Here is a 20641-nt window from a genome sequence, read left to right as displayed (position 1 = left end):
CACTTTCTGCAAAGCTGACGCAAAGGCTCACTGTTCGTGAGCGACAACCACCTTGGCCGGTGGGGCTGGGGCCGACTTCACCCATGCCGAGGAGCTGGAGGTGACAATCGCAGGCCACCTATGCCGACATGGCCGAGCATACGGCACCGCCGTGGTGCCCGCGCGTCCTTACAAGCCCCGCGACAAGGCGAAGGTCGAGGTGGCGGTCCAGATCGCGGAGCGCTGGTTCGGCGCGCGCCTGCGCAACCGACGGTTCTTCTCGCTTTCCGAGTTGAACGAGGCCATCCGCGAACTGGTCGACCGACTGAACGATCGTGTCACCCGGCATCTCGGCGCCAGCCGCCGCGACCTCTTCGAGCAGGTCGAGCGCGCCGCCCTGCGGCCCTTGCCCGACCGGCGGCAAGACATTGTCTTCATAGGCGCAGACCTTGACCGCGAGGCTATTTGTGCCGCGCTGAATGCAGCCCTTGTCACCTCCTGTGATTTTACCCCAAAGGCGTGGACTGAACCGCCCCGGGTTTACCGGAGGGCAAAACTCTCGGAGAATTGCCCGTTATGGAACAGACCTCAAAGAAGAAGACCTCGAAGCCGTATTCACCTGAGTTCCGCGAGCGTGCGGTGCGGCTGGCGATGGAACACCGCGATGATTATCAGAGCGAGGCTGCGGCGCTGACGGCGATTGCAGGTAAATTGGGCTGTTCGACGGACAGCCTTCGCGTCTGGATGCGACAGGTCCAGCGCGATGGTGGCGAACGGCCGGGACCTACCAGCGCTGAGATCGCGCGGATCAAAGAGCTTGAGCGCGAGAACCGGGAACTGCGGCAAGCGAACGAGATTCTGCGCAAAGCTTCAGCGTATTTTGCCCAGGCGGAGCTCGACCGCCCGTTTCGCAAATGACTGCTTTCATTGAGGAAAGCCGAGAGGCATTCGGGGTCGAGCCGATCTGCAGGGCACTGCAGTTTGCCCCTTCCACCTTTTATGACCGGCGGGCGATCATGCGTGATCCTGACCGGGCCTCGGCCCGGGCCAAATCGGATGCCGCCCTGAGCCTCAAGATCGACGCGGCCTGGGATGCCAACCGCAAGCTCTATGGCGCGCGGAAGATCTGGCATGTTTTGCGACGGCAGGGTGAAGACGCCGCCCGCTGCACCGTGGAACGATTGATGCGCCATCTGGGCATCAGGGGCGTGGTCCGTGGCAAGAAGGTCATCACGACCAATCCTGACACGTCTCTGCCTTGCCCGGACGACAAGGTGAACCGGCTGTTCATGGCGGATCGGCCGAACAAGCTGTGGGTTTCAGATTTCACCTATGTGCCCACATGGTCCGGCACCGTCTACGTGGCCTTCGTCATCGACGTCTTTGCACGTCGTATTGTCGGTTGGCGCGTCTCGACATCGATGAAGACCCAGTTTGTGCTCGACGCGCTGGAGCAAGCGATCTGGCAAAGAAAGACGCCGGATAACAAGAGCTTGGTCCACCATTCGGACCGCGGATCACAATACCTGTCGATCAAATACACCGAACGCCTGGCCAAGGCCGAGATCGACCTTTCCGTTGGAACAGTTGGCGATGCCTATGACAACGCCTTGGCTGAATGCGTCATCGGCCTGTTCAAGACAGAGGTCATCAACCAGATCGGCCCCTGGAAATCAATGCGCGAGGTCGAATGGGAAACGCTGAAATGGATCGATTGGTATAACAACCGCCGCCTGCTTGGCCCAATCGGATACATCCCACCCGCAGAAGCAGAGGAGGCGTTCTATGCAAACCTGAACTCACTCGATATGGTCGCGTAGTCATTGAACAAACCACCCTCCGGTAAACCCGGGGCGGTTCAGACCAAGCTTCCCGATCCTTTCCCGCAGTGGAATGCGAAGGCGGCATGACAAACGCCCTTCGCGAGCCGCGCCCGCGCGCTGTCTGGGTGGCCTCATCCGAAGAACCGGGTGGGCTCTCTCGCATCCACGGCGCGGGCATTGCGGCGGCCACCTGGCGAAGACGGCGCGATCCGGGCTTTGCGGCCTGGATCGAGGGCTTGGCCCCCAGCCATCTGCCGCGATTGCGCGCCCTGCTGGCTGTGACCAAGGTCGAGGCGGCGGTTCATGCCGCCTGATGTCGTTGGCCTTGCTCCCTCACAGGGTAGGGACATGCTGGCCAGGGACGCCGCATTGCTGGCTGCGGCTTTTGGCACGGCGATGGCAACGCTGTAGCGCGTCAACCAGCATGTCCGTGACCGTCAACCACGTTGGCCGGTTTTAGGCCGCTGGGTTGGCGTATCTGGAATTGTTTTTCGCTCAGCCTTCTCCTTTGTCCTTGTTGTCGGCGATGGTTGTCGTTGGCGGTCTGCTCAGCGCCTCTTTGTTGGAGGCGGCCGCGCGCTGGCGGAAGCTTTCGGCATTCATCTCCAGGATCGCTGCGTGATGAACCAGCCGGTCGATGGCGGCGACGGTCATCGCCTTGTCCGGGAAGATCTGGTCCCAGCCGCTGAAGGGCTGGTTGGCGGCGATGGCGATGCTGCGGCATTCGTAGCGCCGGGCGATCAGCTCGAAGAGCACGCCTGTCTCGGCCTGATCCTTGTGGGCGTAGGTGATGTCGTCGAGGATGATCAGGTCGAACTTGTCGAGCTTGGCGAGCGCGGCTTCGAGCACCAGATCGCGGCGGGCGGCCTGAAGTCGCTGCACCAGATCGCTGGTCCGGGTATAGAACACGCGGTGTCCCCGCTCGATCAGGGCATGGCCTATCGCGCAGAGAATGTGCGTTTTGCCCGTGCCGGAATTGCCGATGGCGATCAGATTGCCGCCACCCTCCAGCCAGTCGCCGGCCGCCAAGGCCTCGATCCGGGCGCGCGGCAGGGTTGGCAGCGCCTTGAAGTCGAAGGTCGCCAGCGTCTTGCCAGCCGGTAGCTGTGCCTCGTTCATGTGGCGCTGAATGCGGCGCATGTCGCGCTCGGCCAGTTCGTATTCCGCGAGGACAGCCAGAAAGCGGGCAGCGGGCCAGCCTTCGGTGTCGGCACGGGTGGCGATGTCGGCCCAAAGCTTGTGGAAGCTGGGCAGGCGCAGCGCGGTCAGCATGCCGGGCAGCGTGTGGATGTCGATCTCGCGGGAGGTCATGCGCAGGCTCCCAGAAGGGCATCGAAGCTGTCGAGCGAGGGATGGGCGACGGTGACATCTGTCGGCAGCGCCGTTTGCTTGGGGCTCAGGCGGAGCATCAGCAGGTCAGGGTCCGGCGCCCGGCCGGCGTCGAGATCGTCCGTCAGGAGATGTGCCAGTTCCGCCTCGCAGGCCCGGTCGTGGGCGATGAACAGCAGGTCGACCATGCGGCGGCAGGCGTCGCGGCGGGGCAGATCGCGCTGCAGCACCTTCCAGGCCTCAGCGTATTCGGTTCGCGGGAACAGGCTGTCGCGGTAGATCGAACTCCACAGGGCTTGCGGTTTGCGCCGCAGCGCATGGATGACGTGATGGTAGTTGATGACATGCACGCGATGGCCATCGCCGCGACCTCGCGCCCTTGTATGGCTGACGACCAGGGTGCTGCCGAGAAAGGCCTCAAGGCGATCGTCGTAAAGGTGGACCCGCAAGCGCTGCCCGATCAGCTGCGACGGGGCGCTGTAGAAGATGCTCTTGACCAGAAAGCCGCTGGTGCGGGTGACCGGAACCACGGTCTCTGTAAAGTCGGTGGTGCGCCGGCGCGGCAGGGGCTTCAGATGCGCCCGTTCCACCTGCGTGGCCGCCGCCCGCTGCCGGTTGCGCCGTGCCACCAGAATGTCGATGAAGCGGCGGTAGTCCTCAATGCTGGCGAAGTCGCGGCTGCCGCGCAGGATCAGCGCCTGTTCGATGGCTTTCTTGAGGTGCCGGTTCTGGGATTCCACCGCGCCGTTCTCGTGAGCCTCGCCGCGGTTGTTGCGACTGGCCTCCATGCCGTAATGGCCGACGAAGGCATTGTAGCGCGTGGTGATATCCTGGCGCTGGTCAGCCGTCAGGTTGCGGAAAGCGGCCGAGAGGCTGTCGGTGCGATGCTCCTGTGGTGCCCCGCCGAGCGACCAGAGCGCCTGCTGCAGGTTCTCGGCCAGGGCCGTGAAGCTCTCCCCGCCCAGGACCACCCCGACATGCTCCCACCGGCTGTAGACCATGACGAAGTGGTAGAGCAGATGCGGGAATAGCTGGCCCGCGATCGTCACCTCCAGCTCCTCGGCATGGGTGAAGTCCGACTGGGCCATGCGGCCCGGCTCCGGCGTCTGGCGGAAGATGATGTCGCGCTCGGGTCCGTTCAGCGCCCGCCACTGCCGCACCCGCCGTTCCAGGGTGCGCCGGATGCGGTCATCGGGGAAGGCCAGCGGATGCAGGCCCTGAAGGTGGCGCAGCAGGGTGACGGCCTGCAAGGCGCTGTCCCTCTCCAGCAAGGGAAGGATGTCGCCCTCCCAAAAGCCTTCGAGGGGATCGGCCACCGTGCGCCCGTGAACGATCTTGCGGTTCGAGGGCAGCGTCGGGTTGGCATCGAACCGTCGGGCCGTGCGCTCGCTGAACCCGGCGCGGGCGGCCGACGTGCGCTGACTGTGATATCGGAGGTCGGACATGTATAATCTCAATTGCTGGTCGTTGATGGGTTTGTAGGCCAACCCGGATCCTCCGTTTGACGGCAGAGGAACCCGGCTTACCAACCCGCAGCGACCAGCACCTTCCCCGAAATCAATCAAGCCGGTGCGGCTGCCCTCCAGACGGGCATGCCCGTCTTCCGTTCAGCCCCACCGGCCAAGGTGGTTGCCGGCACCGGCCAAGATGGTTGTCGCGCAACAAACGCCCCGGGTGCAGATCCGCCTCGACGTTATCCAGACCAACGCGTGCCACAAGTTCCATTGCGACCGGGTGACCGCGCGCTTTCTGTGCAGCTATCGCGGCCACGGCACCGAGTATGGTCCCGCCGCAGTCGATGGCGGCGTCACAAGGCACGACGCCCTTGCACCATAGACCCTAATCGTAGTGAGGCTGTTGAAGAACCACTTGGTCGTTCAACGGTAAGCGTCACGAGCGGGACGCGGCCTTGCGCTCTTGACATCGGGACGGCGCGTCAGATGGGGGACTTTGCGCGGCGCGGCATGAAGTAGGTGCGGATGGCGACCACCGCCTTTGCCACGCCGATGACCCCGGTCTGGTCCAGGATTGCGTGCGGTTCCGACATCTCGCGAATGGGAGCGATGATATCGCCGGTTTCGGGTTGGCCATGCAGTACTGGCCGCCAGATCCGGGGGGCGAAGTCAGTCCCGGCGAGGAAGCCGATCCACCAGAAGAACGGATCGAAGGTGCCATTGTCCCGCAGAGCAAGGCGGGGACGCCAAGCGTCCGGCGTTTCGGCAAGACCTGTGGAGATGGCGTTGTAGGCGGCCACGAGTGTTTGCAGGGCACGGGCCTCATCTGTCTCTTCGGGAGCCATCAAGGCCGTGTCGCCGACGAACAGCGGGATCCACTTCCGCGGGTCGATGAAGCGCGGCCCGACGATCAACGCGGTGAGATAGCCGTCGAGCCCGTCCATCGTGAAGGCGGGCGGCTGCGGCCGCCGCTTCCGCAGGAACTCCACGAAAGATGCCTCATCCAGCATCTTCCGGGGCGAAGCGGCCGAAGAACCCTGAACCGCCCCGGGTTTACCGGAGGGCAAAACTCTCGGAGAATTGCCCGTTATGGAACAGACCTCAAAGAAGAAGACCTCGAAGCCGTATTCACCTGAGTTCCGCGAGCGTGCGGTGCGGCTGGCGATGGAACACCGCGATGATTATCAGAGCGAGGCTGCGGCGCTGACGGCGATTGCAGGTAAATTGGGCTGTTCGACGGACAGCCTTCGCGTCTGGATGCGACAGGTCCAGCGCGATGGTGGCGAACGGCCGGGACCTACCAGCGCTGAGATCGCGCGGATCAAAGAGCTTGAGCGCGAGAACCGGGAACTGCGGCAAGCGAACGAGATTTTGCGCAAAGCTTCAGCGTATTTTGCCCAGGCGGAGCTCGACCGCCCGTTTCGCAAATGACTGCTTTCATTGAGGAAAGCCGAGAGGCATTCGGGGTCGAGCCGATCTGCAGGGCACTGCAGTTTGCCCCTTCCACCTTTTATGACCGGCGGGCGATCATGCGTGATCCTGACCGGGCCTCGGCCCGGGCCAAATCGGATGCCGCCCTGAGCCTCAAGATCGACGCGGCCTGGGATGCCAACCGCAAGCTCTATGGCGCGCGGAAGATCTGGCATGTTTTGCGACGGCAGGGTGAAGACGCCGCCCGCTGCACCGTGGAACGATTGATGCGCCATCTGGGCATCAGGGGCGTGGTCCGTGGCAAGAAGGTCATCACGACCAATCCTGACACGTCTCTGCCTTGCCCGGACGACAAGGTGAACCGGCTGTTCATGGCGGATCGGCCGAACAAGCTGTGGGTTTCAGATTTCACCTATGTGCCCACATGGTCCGGCACCGTCTACGTGGCCTTCGTCATCGACGTCTTTGCACGTCGTATTGTCGGTTGGCGCGTCTCGACATCGATGAAGACCCAGTTTGTGCTCGACGCGCTGGAGCAAGCGATCTGGCAAAGAAAGACGCCGGATAACAAGAGCTTGGTCCACCATTCGGACCGCGGATCACAATACCTGTCGATCAAATACACCGAACGCCTGGCCAAGGCCGAGATCGACCTTTCCGTTGGAACAGTTGGCGATGCCTATGACAACGCCTTGGCTGAATGCGTCATCGGCCTGTTCAAGACAGAGGTCATCAACCAGATCGGCCCCTGGAAATCAATGCGCGAGGTCGAATGGGAAACGCTGAAATGGATCGATTGGTATAACAACCGCCGCCTGCTTGGCCCAATCGGATACATCCCACCCGCAGAAGCAGAGGAGGCGTTCTATGCAAACCTGAACTCACTCGATATGGTCGCGTAGTCATTGAACAAACCACCCTCCGGTAAACCCGGGGCGGTTCACCCGTCATGCCGCCAAGACCTCGCTGTGTCTCTGTGCCTCGCGCTCGGCCTTCCAGGTCCAGGGCAGCAACGTGTCGAGCCGATTGATTGGGGTGGCACCGGAGACGATGCGCTCCAGAACGTCCGCAAGCCAGAGTTCCGGGTCGATGCCGTTGAGCTTGGCCGTGTTCACCAGCGAGGCCAGAATGGCCCAGCTTTCGCCACCACGCTTCGAGCCGGCGAAGAGCGCATTCTTGCGCGTAAGGCACACCGGCTTGATCGAGCGCTCGACGATATTGCTGTCCACCTCGATCCTGCCGTCGTCGAGGCTTCGGGAGCCGGTCGCATGGCGATCGTTCGATCCGGTGGATCGAACGAAGGCGGACGGAGGCCCGGAGGGCGCCGTCAGGCCCTGCCAGTGCCCGAGGGTATAGGCAGCAGCCTTGCCGATCGAGGACTTTGATGAGACCTCGGCCATCAGCTGCTCGAGCTGCGCCTTCAGCGCCGACATGAGGACGGCACTTTCTGCCTTTCGCGCTGTCAGGCGAGCCTCGGCGTTCAGCCCGCGGATGCGGCTTTCGATGAGGTAGATCTCGGCGATCGTGCCTATGACCGCCAGCGCCTCCGTCGACCCGGTGGTCTTGACCACATCGGCGAATTTGCGGCGGGCATGGGCAAGGCAGAACGCCAGGCGCAGCGGGGCGACATTGCTCTTGCGCCGCCGCTTGGCCAGGCTCTTGTAGGCGCCATAGCCATCGACTTGGAGAACGCCGCCGAAACGCCCCAGTTGGGCCTCCAGATCATCCGTTCCGCGACCTTCCGTGAAGACATAGCCCACGGCCGGCGGCGCCGGACCCTTCCATGGCCGATCATCGATTGCCTGTGCCCACAACTGACAGACCTTCGTCCTGCCTCGGCCCGGATCGAGCCGCGGCAATGGGGTCTCGTCGCAGAAGACGCGGGGCTGCGCCCGGATGAAGCCGAGCAGACGCTCGTGCAGCGGCTTGAGCCACCAGGCGGCCCGGGTGACCCAGCCTCCGAGGGTGCCCCGGTCGATGTCGAGGCCTGCGCCCGCAAGCATTTGCGCCTGGCGGTAAAGCGGAAGGTGCCAGCCGAACTTCGCGACGACGACATGCGCGACCAGCGCCGTGGTCGCCATGCCACCGTTCATCACCCGCGCCCGGGCTGGAGCCTGGCTGACGCCGTCTTCGCAGGACCGGCAGGCGTATTTCGGCCGGATCGTGCGGATCACGCGCAGCAGGGCGGGCACGATGTCGAGCGCCTCGCTAATGTCTTCCCCGATGCGGTGAAGTGCCAGGTTGCAGCAGGGGCAGATGGTGTTCTTCGGCTCGATGACCTCTTCGTGCCGCGGCAGATGCACAGGCAAGGCGCCCATGTTGCGTGACGCGGCACGAGGCTTGCGTCGCGGCGGCCCCCCGGAGCCGGGCGCATCGTCGTTGGCCGCCGCTGGGCCCGTCGTGGCGATATCCGACAGATCACCCAGATCGAGCGCAATCTGCGCAGGATCGAGGGCCGCCATCTTCTCCGATTTCGCCCCGAAGATCATCAGCCGAAGAAGGTCGGCATAGACACGCAGATCCGCGTTCTCGGCCTGAAGGGCCAGAACCATCCGCTTCAACCGTGCGGGATCCGAGGGAAGGGAAACGGTGCAGGACGCCATGGCAAAACCTACCATGAAGCCCATAATCTTCAAGCGAATACAGCAGCTTCACGCTGCCCGGACAGGCCTCTTCACCTGAATTCTCTGCACCCGCGTCCAGTCGAGACCAGCCACGAGGAGAGCGAACTCTTCCCGGGTCAGCCAGATCGCGCCATCCCGAACAGGCGGCCAGATGAACTGGCCGCTTTCCAGCCATTTCGTGGCGACCACCATTCCGCTGCCATCCCAAAAGACGAGGCGCAACCGGTCGCGACGCTTGGGGCGAAAGACAAAGACATCGCCACAATAGGGGTCTGCAGCCAGCGCCGCGGTGATCAGGGCGACCAGCCCGTTCAGACCACGACGAAAGTCCACCGGTTGCGTCGCCACCACGACCTTGATCCCACCCGCGAAGGAGATCATCGCGACCGACGCAGGGCTGCCACCATCGCAGCCGCAACGGCCGGATCCACCCGGCCAGTCACCACCATCCGGTTGCTGCCGATCTCCACCTCGATCCGTCCTGGCTCCGCAGAACCTCGCGGATCACTCGCCAGACCGGAAACCGCCGCATCCAGACAAAGAGGACGATCGTCGTCGGCAATCGATATCGGGACGAAGTGCAGCCCCGTTGCGGTCCCGCGTGTCGGACGCGCCTGAACCAGGCCAACATGGCGTCGCCAAACCGTCAGCAGGCCTCGGTTCACACCCCAACGGCGCGCCACGTCGGAAATGGACGCACCCGGCTCCGCGCTCTCCGAAACGATCCTTGCCTTCTCCTCGGCGGTCCAGTTACGTCTACGCCGCTTCCCCGTTATCACCTCGATCCGGCGATAATCTCCGTCTTCATGCCTGCCTTGAAGCATGGCATCAGCTTCGACCCAATCCATTCACCTGTGCTCCTCGCAAGTCAGGCGACAAATCTCCGCAAACGCCCACCAGTGCGCAAGATGCCCCGCTCGTCGCGCTCACGTTCAACGTGCAGCTTTGCGGTAGGAACCAAGGACCGCTTTGCGGTGGGGTTTTCATTTTGACGCGGCAGGCGAAAGCTTGCCCAAGCAGGTCTGATGACATGACCTGATCGGCGGTCCCCGCTGACATAATGTGCCCATTCATGACAAAGGCAATGTGCTGGGCCACACTCGCGATCAGATTCAGATCGTGCATCACCATGACCACCCCGCCGCCCGCATCGGCATAGGCCCGTGCTATCGCCATAGCCTGCAACTGGTGACCCAGATCAAGGCTAGCCACAGGCTCATCCAGAAACAGCCAGCGTGGGCCTTCTGGGCCCATGGGGTGCCAAACCTGCGCCAAGGCCCGGGCGAGGTAGGCGCGCTGGCGTTCACCGCCGGACAGGCTTTGCAAGGGACGGGGGCCGTACCCGACGAGGCCGACAGCGAACAGGGCTTTGGCGACAATGCCGGGCTCCAGTGCTGCCGCCCCGGCCTCATGGCCCATGGAAACCACCTCATCCACTGTAAAGGCGAAGGCTACCTGCGTATCCTGTGTCTGCACCGCGCGGATTTGGGCCAATGCGTGCGCGCTTTGATTGCGCAGGTCTCGGCCGTTCAGGGTCATCTTCCCGCTAGACTGAATTTCGCCCAAGATTGCCCGCAACAGCGTGCTTTTGCCCGCGCCATTTGCGCCGCAGATGGCAGTGACTTCGCCCGGTTTGGCAGTCAGGGTGACGCCGCACAGAATGGGGCGGCTGCCAAGGCTGGCGTGCAGGTTTTCAACGTGCAGCATTTATCCCCCCAACGCATTGGCCTGCCGCAACAGGATCCACAAAAAGACCGGCGCGCCCAGCAGGGCGGTGATAATGCCTATGGGCAGTTCGGCCGGGGCGACGATCTGGCGCGACACCAGGTCGGCCAGTACCAGCAGCACCGCACCCAACAGTGCCGATTGCGGTAACAGCCTACGGTGATCGGGGCCATTTGCCAGCCTGAGAAGATGCGGCACCACGATACCGACAAAGCCGATGCCGCCCGACACCGCCACTGCTGCCCCGGTGGCCGACGCGGTGGCCAGCACGGTCAGACGTTTCAGACGCTGAACGTCGATGCCCATATGGGCGGCCTGCGCTTCTCCCAATGCCAGCGCGTTCAAGCCCCGGCCAAGGCGCGGGGCAAAGATCAGCACCGCACCGATCAAAGGCAGCACCGTCAGAAGTTTAGCCCAAGTCGCTCCGGCCAGCGACCCCATCGACCAGAATGTCAGATCGCGCAATTGGCTGTCATCGGCCAGATAGATCAGCACGCCCGTTACCGCGCCTGCCAAAGCCCCCAGCGCAATCCCTGCCAACAGCAGCGTTGCCACTTGGGTACGCCCGCCGGATGAAGCGACCCGGTAAAGGGTCACCGTAAACAACCAGCCCCCCAGACAGGCGGCCAAAGGCACCAGATGCCCGCCCGCAAAGGCAAGGATTGCAGGCGGCAGTAGCCCGCCCAACACGATGGCCAAGACTGCCCCCAGACCTGCACCCGCACCAACGCCGACGATGCCGGGATCGGCCAGCGGGTTGCGAAACAGGCCTTGCAGCAGCGCGCCCGAAAGGCCCAAGGCGGCCCCCACCAACAGCCCCATCGCCAAACGGGGCAGGCGGATGTCATACAGCACGACTGACTCGGACAGGGTCAACGCCTGCCCTTGCATAGCCGCGATCAGGCGCAGGGGGCCAAGCCCGGCTGCCCCCGTCGACAGCGACAGAACCGACGCAGCGCAGAGGCCCGCCAGCAGCCACGGCGTCAGGCCACGCGGCGCTCTGGGGCGCAGGGTCAACGAGAGGTCGGCCATCGGTCAGCCCTTGGGGTAGAGGGCGGCGTGCAGGGCGCGCACTGCCTCGGGCGTGCGCGGGCCAAAGCCCAGCAACAGCATTCCGTCCATCCGGATGATCGCCCCTGAGGCCGCCGCCGGGGATGCCGCCAGCGCGGGCTGGCCCTGCACATCGGCATTGGCAATCGCCATATCGCCCTCGCGTTCCATCATCAGGATCACGTCGGGGGCTGCGGTCAGGACGGCCTCATCGGTCATCGGTTTGTATCCGTCAAAACCGCTGGCGGCATTTACGCCTCCGGCCAGCGCGATGATGCCTTCGGCTTCGGTGCTCGCCCCGCCTGCCATGACGCGACCGCCTTGCAGCGACAGGATGAACAGCACTTTTTTGGGGGTCGTGACTGTGGCGGCCTCGGCGCGGGCAGCGTCAAAGCCTGCGGCCACTTCTGCTGCCAACTTTGTGCCCTGAACGGGCAGGTTCAATGCCCCGGCGACTGCGGTGATCTTGGCGATCACGCCTTCCGGGCTGGGATCTCCCGGCATTATGGCCAAAGGAATGCCTGCGGCATTCAGAACCTCCAACGCTTCGGGCGGGCCTGCGTCGTCTTCGGCCAGGATCAGCGTGGGTTGCACCGACAAGACACCTTCCGGTGACAGGGCGCGGATGTAGCCGACATCGGGCAGGGCGGTGACGGATTGAGGGTAGTTCGAGGTGGTGTCGCGGGCAACCAGACGGTCAGCAGCCCCAAGGGCCACAACGATTTCCGTCACCGACCCGCCCAGCGACACGACCCGCGCCTCATCCGCTATGGCTGGAAGGGTAAACCCGAACAGGGTCAGGACAAGCCATTTCATGCCAGCACCTTTTCCAGACGGGGCAGGTTCAGGCGAGGAAGGGCGTGGGTCAGCGCGTTCCACGGCTCTGCCGGGGTGTCCTTGCGGTAACCGAAAATCTGCAGGATCAGCTCGCCACGCGCATCAAAAGCCTCGACACTGTAAACATCGCCCGTGCGGGTGGGTTTCCAGACACGGTAGACCTCGGCGATCTTGTCGGCGCGCAGGTGCAGGTTGAAGCGCGGGTCCATGACATTGATCCACGGCCCCATCGGCACAATCTTTTCCACCGGCCCGCCGTGGATCTGGATGCAGCCCAAGTTGCCGACAAAGATCATGATCGGAATGGCGGCCAAGGCCGCACCTTCCAGCGTGGCGGTCACGGCGCTGACATCAAGCCGTTCCACATAAGGCGCGCCCGCTACCCGGTAACTGCCAAGACGGTTCATCTTGTGCTTTTTCACCAGCCCAAGGGCACCTCGATTTTTGACTGTTTTCGCGGCAACGGCATAGCAGGTTCTGCCCGAAGCGCGGCAGCGACCTTCAGCTGACCGATTGTTGCCTTGGTTTTTATGATCTGCCGCCCATTTCGCCTCGCGGACCTTCGGTTCAGGGCCGTTTTTAGCGATGCGCGGGGCGATCTGCGTCCTTGGCCGACCGTTTTCAGGCTGGGTGCGGGTTGATGCGACCCAGTTGGCCGAGGCGGCGCATGTTGTAGGCGAGATTCTTCATGCCGACTTTGGCCTTCGCCCGCACCAAGCCGATGGTGCGCACCAGGGTGCCGCCCATGTCGTTGGCCTGCGCGCCGAAGATGTGCTCAACCCGGACCCGCACGGTGGATTTGGTGCGGTTGCTGCCCTTGGCCTGGTCGGTCAGCGGCTTGCCCCGATTGCCCTTGCGGTGGATGTGGCTTTTCAGTTTTAAGGCGCGGAGTTTGGCCTCCATCTCCTCGGACCGATAAGCAGCATCCGCCCACACGCCAGACCCGGTGTTGCCCTGCATCAGCAGATGATCCACTGCCTGGCTGTCATGCACAGCGGCGTCGGTGACGTGGTAGCGCCGGACCAGCTTATGCGTGCGGTCCACATTCACATGGTTCTTGTAGCCGTAGTGGCTCTTGCCGTGCTTTTTCGTCCAACGTGCGTCCACATCCTTTTGCACCCGTTTCGCTGGCTTATCAGCCCAATCCTCGGGGACCTCGCCCTTCTTGATCGTTGCGTTTTCATCGCGCGTGTTGTGATTGCGCGGCACCGGCACGATGGAGGCGTCCAGGATCTGACCGCCGCGCGCAATGTAGCCCCGCCGCGCCAAATGACCGTCAAACAACCCGAACAACTCCTCCACCTTGCCGGCCTGCGCCAGCGCATCGCGATACAGCCACACCGTCTTGGCGTCGGGCACCCGGTCACCAAGGCCCAACCCCAGGAAGCGCATAAAGGAAAGCCGGTCGCGGACCTGATATTCGATCTGATCATCCGACAGGTTGTAAAGCGCGCTCAGAACCAGCGTCTTGAACATCAGCACCGCATCTATCGGCTTGCGCCCCGCGCGGGACTTGCGATCCGCAACAGGCTTGCGCCAGACCCGCTCAAGAGCCGGACGAAACTCCTCCCACGGCACGACGGCATCAATTTCGACCAGCGGATCCCTTTTGGCATCGAGGCTCGCGTAACGGTCCGAAAGATCGAAAAAACCCATCTGCGCCATCGTTGCATCCCCAATGCCAGTTCACTGTCTCACCATACCGAAGTGCGGGGGATGGGGCAATTTATAGAGGTGCCCCCAAGAAACTGATGCGTGTCGGTCATCTTGTCCCACGCGGCGCGCAGGGCGGGGGCGTCTTCGGCGCTGACCCTGGCATCATCAACCGGGCGGCGGGCGGTCAGGTCAAGCGTCTGGGCCTGCGCCGGATTGCGCAGGGCGCGGATCAGCGGGGCAAACTGATCATGCAGGCTTTCGGGTTTCAGATGCACCTTGTGCACCGCATCACCCGCCGCGTCAAAGACCTGAAGGCTGCGCTTGGGGCCGTCTTCGCCGGGTTCCTCCACGGCAAAGGCATGCACCCAATGGGACGGGAAAATCCGCAGGTCGATTTCGGGGTCCAAGACCATCGCGGCAAAGGCGCCTGTTCGGTAGTCGGAGTAATGCCCGCGCCGTTCGTGCACGCAATTGTCGTTGCGCGTCAGGGCCATGACATCGCCCAACTTGCCGATCCACGGCACCAGACGGTCAGGGTCGGCCACCAGCGCGGTTACCCCGTGGCCGATATGGGCTGCAACCAGATCAGCCTCGGTCATACCCTGGCCGGCGGCAAAATCGCGAGCGCGGGGTTTGGGGTTTTCGGCACGCAAAGTGCGAATCGCATCGGGGCTGAACTTGGCCATAAGGGCATCCTTCCGGTTCAATGGGGGACGCGCATCTCTGGCAAAAAGCTGGGGCGCGGGGCTGTCTAAATCCTGCAGAGAGGGGCTGCAGGGATAGTTGACAACTACAGTCACCTTTTCTAAAAGCTAATACCTGACAGATCAAGTCAGAAACTTCTGCTGCCAGCTTGCGCCCCTTGTCGGCCCGGCCAGCCCTTTGCAGACCGCATCCAAAGGGACGACCATGCCAAAGCCATTCCGGCCTGCCGTGCGCAGGCATCTTTTGCTGACCGCCACCGCCTTTGCGCTTACCGCAAGCCCTGCTGCCGCACAGGAGGAGGGCGTGTTCCAGATGTTGGGCCGCATCATCTTTGGCGCAGGCGCGGCCAAAGTTGCCATCGACACGCCGCAAGCGGTCACCGCGCTGGAACAAGAGGATATTGACCGTTTGCAACCGAACGCGGTGGGCGATTTGTTCAAATCGACCCCAGGCGTGCAGGCGTCAGGGGCATCCACCCAGCCGTTGGGTCAGGCCTTCAACATCCGCGGCATCGGCAATGCCGACCAAACCGCATCCGAATCACGCATCGCCGTGACCGTAGACGGCGCGCCCAAGTTCTTTGAGGCCTACCGCACCGGGTCGTTCTTCGGCGATACTGCCCTGTACAAGCGGGTCGAAGTGCTGCGTGGCCCGGCCTCCTCGACCCTGTATGGCGCGGGCGCAATTGGTGGGGCGATTGCCTTTACCACCAAAGACCCCGCCGATTTTCTGGGCGAAGGCGATAGGCAGGCCCTGCGCTATTCCGCCGGATTTGCGTCCAATGGCGGGGCGGCCAAGGCGGGCGTCATCTGGGCGCAGCGCAAGGGCAATACCGAGTTTCTGGCAGCCTTGAACGGGTCAGACGGTGGGGTGATGACCGACGGGGCCGGGGCCACGATCAAGGGTAGCGAACATTCCTCATGGTCGGGTCTGGTCAAGGGCGTCTGGCATCTGGGGCAAGATGAAAGCCTGACGCTGTCCGCCTCGCGCACCGATACCGCATTGGATGACGCGCCCGTGGCTTTGACCGGCGATCTGGCGTTCTTTGGCCCCGCGCCGGGATCGGCGCTGACGGTGTTCGGCACCAACGACATCCATGCCGTCGACGACACCCTTGCCCTGACGTGGAAAAGGGGCAGTCTTTCGGCGCAGCTTTCCTACACTGACACCAGCGCTGACAAGTCGAATTTCTCGATGGCCGCAGGATGCCGGGCGGGCGACAGTCAGGTGCTTTGCACCAATCAGGCATCCTATGCCACCACGGCGCTGAAGGTAGAAAACACCTTCGATCTGGCCTTGGGCGAATGGGATGGCAGTGTGATCGTCGGCGGGCAACTCTCAGCGCAAGACCGCGATGCCGTGTCCAGTCTTGGGCCGATGCCGTCGCACCCCGAAGGCAACAACAAGATGCTGGGGCTTTATGCCCAGGGCGAGTTTACACTGAACGACAAGCTGACCCTGACCCCCGGCATCCGTGTGGATTTCGGAAAGTTCTCGCCCTCGGCAGCGTCGATTACCAATGGCGGAGCGGATGTCAGCAATGTCGCGGTTTCACCGAAACTTGCCGCGATGTATAAGCTGAACGACAACTTCTCGGTCTTCGGTTCACTGGCCCGTACCGAACGCATGCCAACGATTGACGAGCTTTATCAATACAATACCGTCCCTGGCCGGGTGCCGATCCGCACAACGTCTACCGGCCTTCGCAAAGAGCAAGCCGATACGATCGAACTGGGGTTGGCATTTCAACGTGAAGGGATCTTCGGCGCGGACGACAGTTTGCAGGTCAAGCTGACCGGGTTCCACAATGACGTGACTGACAAGATTGCCACCCGTCCTTCGTCCCAAGTCGCCCCTGGTCTGTCCTATTACGACAACATCGCCGCGGCGAAGATCTGGGGGGTGGAACTGGAAGCCGGTTATGACGCCGAGCGTTGGTTTGGCCAACTGGCCTATGCCAATATCAAGTCGAAAGACAAATCGACCGGGCTTACCTTGGCCGATACCCCGTCCGAGAATGTCGCGCTGACCTTGGGGGCGAAACTGCCCGACCAGAACCTTGTGATCGGCTGGCGCGGGTCGTGGCACGGGGCGATTACCACCGCATCGGCCAGCACGACCGCGGGCAGCTATGACACGCATGATGTGTTCGCGACATGGTCACCGGACGAGGGTGCCTTGGCCGGGCTGTCGGTGAATTTCACCGTCGAGAACGTGTTTGACGCCACCTATCGCAACAACCTGTCCTTGGACAATGGGGCAGGGCGCAATGCCAAGATCAGCATCGGCAAGACGGTGACATGGTAAGGGCGGCGACCGTTCTGATCGGGGTAACCCTTGCATCCGGGGCGGCGGCGCAAACCGCCGCCGCCCTTGCGGTGCCCCATGCGGACCTGATGGAACTGGTCACCAAGGCGCATCCGGTGGTTCAAGGCGTCATGGCGTCTTTGGCCTTTGCGGTCTTCGTTGTGCTGACGGTGATGATCTACAAATTGGCCGAACTGGTGCTGGTGTTTTCGCACTTGCGGCGGGCGCAAAAGGCACTAGGCGACGGGCTTTCCGGGCCTGCGGGCGACAGCCCCTTGGCGCAGGCTGCCCGCGCGGCGCAGGCAGCGTTGGCAGACCTGCCCATGCAGGTTTCGCCGGGCTTGCGGGCTTCGGCCCGCGAGCGGCTGGACCTGATGTTGGAGCGGATCGACGCCGGCGCGGTTGAACGGCTGCGGCTGGGCACCGGCGTTCTGGCCTCAATCGGGTCGGTGGGACCGTTTGTTGGCCTTTTTGGCACGGTGTTTGGCATCATGAACAGCTTTCTGGCGATTGCTGCGACGAAAACCACCAACCTTGCTGTCGTCGCCCCGGGGATTGCCGAGGCGCTTTTGGCCACCGGTCTGGGGCTGGTCGCCGCCATCCCGGCGGTGATCCTGTACAACCATTTGATGCGGCGGATCAAAGCCTATCGCCACCGCCTTTCTGATGGTCTGGCCGAGGTGCAGCAGCAATTCAGCCGGGCGCTGGACGCCAGGATGGGGGCGTAAATGGCCGGGCGGATGACCGATGATGAAGACGAGTTGAGCGAAATCAACGTGACGCCCTTTATCGACGTGATGCTGGTTTTGCTGATCGTGTTCATGGTTGCCGCCCCCTTGTCCACTGTTGATGTGCAGGTCAACCTGCCTGCCAGCAGCGCCCTACCCGCCGAACGCCCGGCGGAACCTGTTTGGCTGACGGTCCGTGCTGACCGCGTGCTGCATTTGGGCGATACGCCTGTCGATGTCGCAAGCCTTGCCGCCGCGCTGGACGCCCGCACCGGGGCCTTGCGGGAAGCCCTGATTTTCCTGCGCGCCGATCAATCCCTGGACTACGGGGCGCTGATGGGGGTCTTGGACGCCCTGCGCGCAGGCGGGTATCTGAAAGTGGCACTTGTGGGGTTGGAGGCCACCCCATGACCCCCCGCGCTCCCGTTCTTGGCTGGCTTGGCGCAGCCACAACCGCCGCGGCATTGCTGACCGGGGCAGCGGCGCTGGCCATCACCGCGCTGCCTCCGCCGCCCGTGATGCTGGACCTTGGCCAACTGCCGCCCGCTGCCCCCGCCATCGCCGCAATTGCCGAAGCCGCCCCGCAGGTGGTGGACGAGGCCCCGGCGCTGGCCGCCCCGCCTGCGCCGATCGAAGAAATCGCGCTGTCCACAGCGATTGACGCCCCCGCCGCCGTTCCGCCGATCAGCCTGCCCAAACCGCAAGTGCTGTCGCAATCCAACATTGCCATACCGATACAAGCGCCACCGCCACAGCCGGTTGAACAACCACCCGCACCGCAAGACCAGGCCAGTGCTGAAAAGTCCAAAAAGCAGCCCGATCCAAAGCCTGCCAAGACCAAAGCGAAAGAAAAACCGCAGAAGTCCGAAAAGAAAATCGCCAAAACCAAGCCTGCGAAACAGTCCGCAAAACCCGCAGCATCGGCCGGGTCTGCTGCACCGCAAAAGGGCGAAAAAGCCAAGGGCGGTGCGCCCAAGATGTCGTCTGCCGCCTATGCCAAGGCTGTGATGAAAAAGGTCCGCGCCACCAAAAAGAAATCTGGTGCGGGCAAGGGCGTGGCGGTGGTCGGCTTTACCGTGGCCAAGAACGGTGGGTTGGCCGGGGTCAAGGTGATCAGGTCTTCGGGCAATGCCGCGTTGGACCAGATTGCGGTCAGCCACATCCAACGCTCGGCCCCGTTTCCTGCCCCACCAGAGGGTGCGGGGCGGTCATTCTCGTTTGAATTTGTCGGCAAGTAGCGGGTCGCATTATCCTTACTAAAAGAATCGGCTTTAGGGGAAAGCGTTTTTGTCGGATATAAGTGGCGACTCCACGCCAACCCCATAGCAACCGCCACAGGGTCAGCCGGACGCCCCTTTTTTGGAACGCCCCATGCCAGGCCAAGCCTCTGACCCTTTTCGCCATACTGGGAAGGTCGACCAAATCGACCCGAATATGCATATGACTGACACCACGCCCATCTACGCCGCCGCCCTGACGGCAGACCGAGGACTCCTCGCCGTGCAGCAAGTCGTTCCACACTTGGCTGTCGTGCAGCTTGGCCGTCGAGGTATCGAGGCTTTGGGTGACGCCGCTATCAGCATCCACGCCGATGTGGGCTTTCAAACCGAAATACCAGTCGTTGCCCTTCCTGGTGGAGGTCGTGTCGAGAATGCTGTGGAAATTCCCTGGCGGTGTGGTCCGGGCATGTGAAGGTTCGGTTTCTCAGGCGGCTGCGTCAAGAGGTATCGGGTCGAGGGGCTGGGAAAGCGTCTCCCAGCCGTCGACCTTGCGCATCTGGATCTGGCCGGATGCCAGCAGCGCCCAGAACATGGGTACGGTCTCGGCGCAGGGCAGCACGGTCTGGGTCTTGACGCGGCGGCGGAACTCCTCGTTCAGCCGTTCGATGGCGTTGGTGGTCCGGGCCGACTTCCATTGCGAGGGATCGAGGCGGGTGAAGCTGAAGAGCCGGTCCCCTGCTTCTTCAAGGCTGTCGGCAACGGCCTTGCACTTGAGCTGCCACTTGCGCAGGAATGCCTTGCGGCGGGTCTCGATCCCGGCGGCGGTGTCGGCGCAGATCATGTCCCGGTAGTCCTCGGTCAGCTCGTCGTGCAGGTGCCTGGGCGCGTGCGCCAGCAGGTTGCGGTGCTTGTGGACCGTGCAGCGCCGGATCGGCAGAGCCTCGCCCCAGAGCGCGACCAGAGCGGCTTCCAATCCGGGGGCGCCATCGACGATGACGAATTCGGGCCGCTTCAGACCGCGGGCATCAAGGTCGTCGAGGAACTGGCGCCAGGCAGATGTGCTCTCTCCGCCCATGTTCTTGATGGATAACAATACCTTCTGCCCGTCGCGGCGGATGCCGATCGCCGCCAGCACCGAGATGTTGGTGGCCTTGCGGTCCAGCCGGGTCCGGATCACGGTGCCGTCGAGGATCAGCCGGACGATGTCCTCGTCGGCCAGGCTGCGGGCCGACCAGGCATCCCAATCCACCTTCACCTTGCGCCAGGCCCGGCTGACCACATCCTTGCTGACGGCGCCCTCGAACAGCCCGAACAGCGCCCGCTTGACGCGCCGGGTGTTGGTCCCGGCAAGATAGACCGCCGCGATCAGCGCCTCGGCCTTCTTCGTCAGCCGCTGGTAGCGCGGCAGCGCCTTCGAGCGCCATTCCTTAGCCTTGCCGTCCTCGTCCTCGACCCGGGCGCGGGGCACGCGCACCGTTTCGGTGCCGAAGGTGCCGGTCAGCTGCCGCTCGCGGTGCCCGTGGCGATAGCCCTTCGCCTTCTCGTCGCCGCGACCGTAGCGCATGCGGCCGAGAAACTCGGCCAGTTCCTCTTCAAACATGGTCTCGATGGTCGCGCGGACGCTCGCCCTCAGGCGCTCCTCGATCGGGTCATACCCGGTCGTGTCGGGCAGTAGCGAAAAGGCCGAGCTGTCGGTAATGTCGTTCATGGCGTGATCTCCCTGGCGGTTGGCGCCGCCGGCTGGGTGGGTTTCAGTTCACCCGGAGATTACGC

21 protein-coding genes, 2 pseudogenes and 2 other annotated features are annotated in these 20641 nt (G+C 63.3%); of the genes and pseudogenes, 9 read left to right on the top strand and 14 right to left on the bottom strand.

The window, feature by feature from the left end; genetic code table 11:
* Positions 1-139 precede the first annotated feature (139 nt).
* The 3 genes and pseudogenes from RNZ50_06875 to RNZ50_06865 all read left to right on the top strand — a co-directional run bounded on the left by RNZ50_06875 (position 140) and on the right by RNZ50_06865 (position 2116).
* Positions 140-394, top strand: a pseudogene (locus RNZ50_06875) (IS21 family transposase).
* A 161-nt stretch (positions 395-555) separates the two neighbouring features.
* A protein-coding gene (locus RNZ50_06870) for an IS3 family transposase (GenBank protein ID MDT8854748.1) occupies positions 556-1799 on the top strand; the annotation gives its coding sequence in 2 pieces (ribosomal slippage) (positions 556-859 and positions 859-1799; 1245 coding nt in all).
* Positions 852-968: a sequence feature (AL1L pseudoknot), on the top strand. It overlaps the preceding gene by 117 nt.
* Positions 1800-1885: 86 nt before the next feature.
* Complete coding sequence (locus tag RNZ50_06865; GenBank protein ID MDT8854747.1) at positions 1886-2116, top strand: DUF1826 domain-containing protein; 231 nt, start codon at positions 1886-1888, stop codon at positions 2114-2116.
* A gap of 181 nt (positions 2117-2297) precedes the next feature.
* On the opposite strand, the gene istB is transcribed toward RNZ50_06865, so the two are convergent.
* Both istB and istA read right to left on the bottom strand, forming a co-directional pair.
* Positions 2298-3113: an IS21-like element helper ATPase IstB gene (gene istB / locus RNZ50_06860; protein ID MDT8854746.1), complete on the bottom strand. Its 816-nt coding sequence runs from the start codon at positions 3111-3113 to the stop codon at positions 2298-2300.
* A complete protein-coding gene (gene istA / locus RNZ50_06855) occupies positions 3110-4618 on the bottom strand; it encodes an IS21 family transposase (protein MDT8854745.1) in 1509 nt (502 codons plus the stop codon). Before istA ends, istB begins: the two co-directional genes overlap by 4 nt.
* Positions 4619-4778: 160 nt before the next feature.
* Here istA and RNZ50_06850 point away from each other — a divergent pair, with 160 nt between their 5' ends.
* The gene (locus tag RNZ50_06850) at positions 4779-4967 is read left to right on the top strand and encodes a DUF1826 domain-containing protein (GenBank protein MDT8854744.1); all 189 of its coding nucleotides are present in this window, start codon (positions 4779-4781) and stop codon (positions 4965-4967) included.
* Positions 4968-5067: 100 nt separating this feature from the next.
* On the opposite strand, the gene RNZ50_06845 is transcribed toward RNZ50_06850, so the two are convergent.
* Positions 5068-5595 (bottom strand): YecA family protein, encoded by a 528-nt coding sequence (locus RNZ50_06845; protein MDT8854743.1) that lies wholly within the window; start codon positions 5593-5595, stop codon positions 5068-5070.
* A gap of 79 nt (positions 5596-5674) precedes the next feature.
* Between RNZ50_06845 and RNZ50_06840 the strand changes: the two genes are divergently transcribed.
* Positions 5675-6918 (top strand): IS3 family transposase gene (locus RNZ50_06840; protein ID MDT8854742.1). Its coding sequence is split into 2 segments (ribosomal slippage): positions 5675-5978 and positions 5978-6918, totalling 1245 coding nucleotides; the frame shifts between segments, so codons are not numbered across the junction.
* Positions 5971-6087, top strand: a sequence feature (AL1L pseudoknot). (Overlaps the previous gene by 117 nt.)
* Positions 6919-6963: 45 nt before the next feature.
* Here RNZ50_06840 and RNZ50_06835 read toward each other — a convergent pair.
* The 9 genes from RNZ50_06835 to RNZ50_06795 form a co-directional block, all read right to left on the bottom strand.
* A complete protein-coding gene (locus tag RNZ50_06835; GenBank protein MDT8854741.1) occupies positions 6964-8619 on the bottom strand; it encodes an IS66 family transposase in 1656 nt (551 codons plus the stop codon).
* A 48-nt stretch (positions 8620-8667) separates the two neighbouring features.
* On the bottom strand, positions 8668-9021 hold the full coding sequence (tnpB, locus tag RNZ50_06830; protein MDT8854740.1) for an IS66 family insertion sequence element accessory protein TnpB: 354 nt from the start codon (positions 9019-9021) through the stop codon (positions 8668-8670).
* A complete protein-coding gene (locus tag RNZ50_06825) occupies positions 9018-9425 on the bottom strand; it encodes a transposase (protein MDT8854739.1) in 408 nt (135 codons plus the stop codon). Before RNZ50_06825 ends, tnpB begins: the two co-directional genes overlap by 4 nt.
* A gap of 43 nt (positions 9426-9468) precedes the next feature.
* Positions 9469-10347, bottom strand: coding sequence for an ATP-binding cassette domain-containing protein (locus RNZ50_06820; GenBank protein MDT8854738.1), 879 nt, complete (start codon positions 10345-10347; stop codon positions 9469-9471).
* Positions 10348-11397 (bottom strand): iron ABC transporter permease, encoded by a 1050-nt coding sequence (locus RNZ50_06815; GenBank protein MDT8854737.1) that lies wholly within the window; start codon positions 11395-11397, stop codon positions 10348-10350.
* 3 nt (positions 11398-11400) lie between these two features.
* A complete protein-coding gene (locus RNZ50_06810; protein MDT8854736.1) occupies positions 11401-12231 on the bottom strand; it encodes an ABC transporter substrate-binding protein in 831 nt (276 codons plus the stop codon).
* Positions 12228-12659: a ChuX/HutX family heme-like substrate-binding protein gene (locus RNZ50_06805; GenBank protein MDT8854735.1), complete on the bottom strand. Its 432-nt coding sequence runs from the start codon at positions 12657-12659 to the stop codon at positions 12228-12230. The genes RNZ50_06810 and RNZ50_06805 overlap by 4 nt, the downstream gene beginning before the upstream one ends.
* Positions 12660-12873: 214 nt before the next feature.
* A complete protein-coding gene (locus RNZ50_06800; protein ID MDT8854734.1) occupies positions 12874-13917 on the bottom strand; it encodes an IS5 family transposase in 1044 nt (347 codons plus the stop codon).
* Positions 13918-13946: 29 nt separating this feature from the next.
* Positions 13947-14594 carry a ChuX/HutX family heme-like substrate-binding protein gene (locus tag RNZ50_06795; protein MDT8854733.1) on the bottom strand — a complete coding sequence of 216 codons (648 nt, stop codon included), beginning with the start codon at positions 14592-14594 and terminating at the stop codon, positions 13947-13949.
* Between the two features lie 331 nt (positions 14595-14925).
* Between RNZ50_06795 and RNZ50_06790 the strand changes: the two genes are divergently transcribed.
* From RNZ50_06790 to RNZ50_06775, 4 genes are read left to right on the top strand one after another with little or no spacing between them, the layout of a single operon-like run.
* The gene (locus RNZ50_06790) at positions 14926-16920 is read left to right on the top strand and encodes a TonB-dependent receptor (protein MDT8854732.1); all 1995 of its coding nucleotides are present in this window, start codon (positions 14926-14928) and stop codon (positions 16918-16920) included.
* The gene (locus tag RNZ50_06785; GenBank protein ID MDT8854731.1) at positions 16914-17648 is read left to right on the top strand and encodes a MotA/TolQ/ExbB proton channel family protein; all 735 of its coding nucleotides are present in this window, start codon (positions 16914-16916) and stop codon (positions 17646-17648) included. Before RNZ50_06790 ends, RNZ50_06785 begins: the two co-directional genes overlap by 7 nt.
* Before the next feature lie 12 nt (positions 17649-17660).
* Entirely contained in the window at positions 17661-18059 is a 399-nt protein-coding gene (gene exbD / locus RNZ50_06780; GenBank protein ID MDT8854730.1) for a TonB system transport protein ExbD, read from the top strand.
* On the top strand, positions 18056-18886 hold the full coding sequence (locus tag RNZ50_06775) for a TonB family protein (protein MDT8854729.1): 831 nt from the start codon (positions 18056-18058) through the stop codon (positions 18884-18886). Before exbD ends, RNZ50_06775 begins: the two co-directional genes overlap by 4 nt.
* A 253-nt stretch (positions 18887-19139) precedes the next feature.
* On the opposite strand, the pseudogene RNZ50_06770 reads toward RNZ50_06775, so the two are convergent.
* Both RNZ50_06770 and RNZ50_06765 read right to left on the bottom strand, forming a co-directional pair.
* Positions 19140-19283 (bottom strand): annotated as a pseudogene (locus RNZ50_06770) (transposase).
* Positions 19284-19352: 69 nt separating this feature from the next.
* Entirely contained in the window at positions 19353-20576 is a 1224-nt protein-coding gene (locus RNZ50_06765; protein MDT8854728.1) for an IS256 family transposase, read from the bottom strand.
* Positions 20577-20641: the final 65 nt, after the last annotated feature.

The organism is Paracoccaceae bacterium Fryx2 (assembly GCA_032334235.1).
Classification (GTDB): domain Bacteria; phylum Pseudomonadota; class Alphaproteobacteria; order Rhodobacterales; family Rhodobacteraceae; genus JAVSGI01.
Note: the sequence above shows the minus strand (reverse complement) of the source record. Positions and strands in the feature narration are given on the sequence as shown.

Bases quoted from the DNA above. Each gene is read 5' to 3' on its own strand.
- RNZ50_06865 (MDT8854747.1), top strand. From the start codon at position 1,886: ATGACAAACGCCCTTCGCGAGCCGCGCCCGCGCGCTGTCTGGGTGGCC.
- RNZ50_06850 (MDT8854744.1), top strand. From the start codon at position 4,779: ATGGTTGTCGCGCAACAAACGCCCCGGGTGCAGATCCGCCTCGACGTT.
- RNZ50_06785 (MDT8854731.1), top strand. From the start codon at position 16,914: ATGGTAAGGGCGGCGACCGTTCTGATCGGGGTAACCCTTGCATCCGGG.
- RNZ50_06845 (MDT8854743.1), bottom strand. From the start codon at position 5,595: ATGCTGGATGAGGCATCTTTCGTGGAGTTCCTGCGGAAGCGGCGGCCG.
- RNZ50_06815 (MDT8854737.1), bottom strand. From the start codon at position 11,397: ATGGCCGACCTCTCGTTGACCCTGCGCCCCAGAGCGCCGCGTGGCCTG.
- exbD (MDT8854730.1), top strand. From the start codon at position 17,661: ATGACCGATGATGAAGACGAGTTGAGCGAAATCAACGTGACGCCCTTT.
- RNZ50_06805 (MDT8854735.1), bottom strand. From the start codon at position 12,659: ATGAACCGTCTTGGCAGTTACCGGGTAGCGGGCGCGCCTTATGTGGAA.
- RNZ50_06795 (MDT8854733.1), bottom strand. From the start codon at position 14,594: ATGGCCAAGTTCAGCCCCGATGCGATTCGCACTTTGCGTGCCGAAAAC.
- RNZ50_06765 (MDT8854728.1), bottom strand. From the start codon at position 20,576: ATGAACGACATTACCGACAGCTCGGCCTTTTCGCTACTGCCCGACACG.
- RNZ50_06835 (MDT8854741.1), bottom strand. From the start codon at position 8,619: ATGGCGTCCTGCACCGTTTCCCTTCCCTCGGATCCCGCACGGTTGAAG.
- istB (MDT8854746.1), bottom strand. From the start codon at position 3,113: ATGACCTCCCGCGAGATCGACATCCACACGCTGCCCGGCATGCTGACC.
- tnpB (MDT8854740.1), bottom strand. From the start codon at position 9,021: ATGATCTCCTTCGCGGGTGGGATCAAGGTCGTGGTGGCGACGCAACCG.
- RNZ50_06790 (MDT8854732.1), top strand. From the start codon at position 14,926: ATGTTGGGCCGCATCATCTTTGGCGCAGGCGCGGCCAAAGTTGCCATC.
- RNZ50_06820 (MDT8854738.1), bottom strand. From the start codon at position 10,347: ATGCTGCACGTTGAAAACCTGCACGCCAGCCTTGGCAGCCGCCCCATT.
- RNZ50_06800 (MDT8854734.1), bottom strand. From the start codon at position 13,917: ATGGCGCAGATGGGTTTTTTCGATCTTTCGGACCGTTACGCGAGCCTC.
- RNZ50_06810 (MDT8854736.1), bottom strand. From the start codon at position 12,231: ATGAAATGGCTTGTCCTGACCCTGTTCGGGTTTACCCTTCCAGCCATA.
- RNZ50_06775 (MDT8854729.1), top strand. From the start codon at position 18,056: ATGACCCCCCGCGCTCCCGTTCTTGGCTGGCTTGGCGCAGCCACAACC.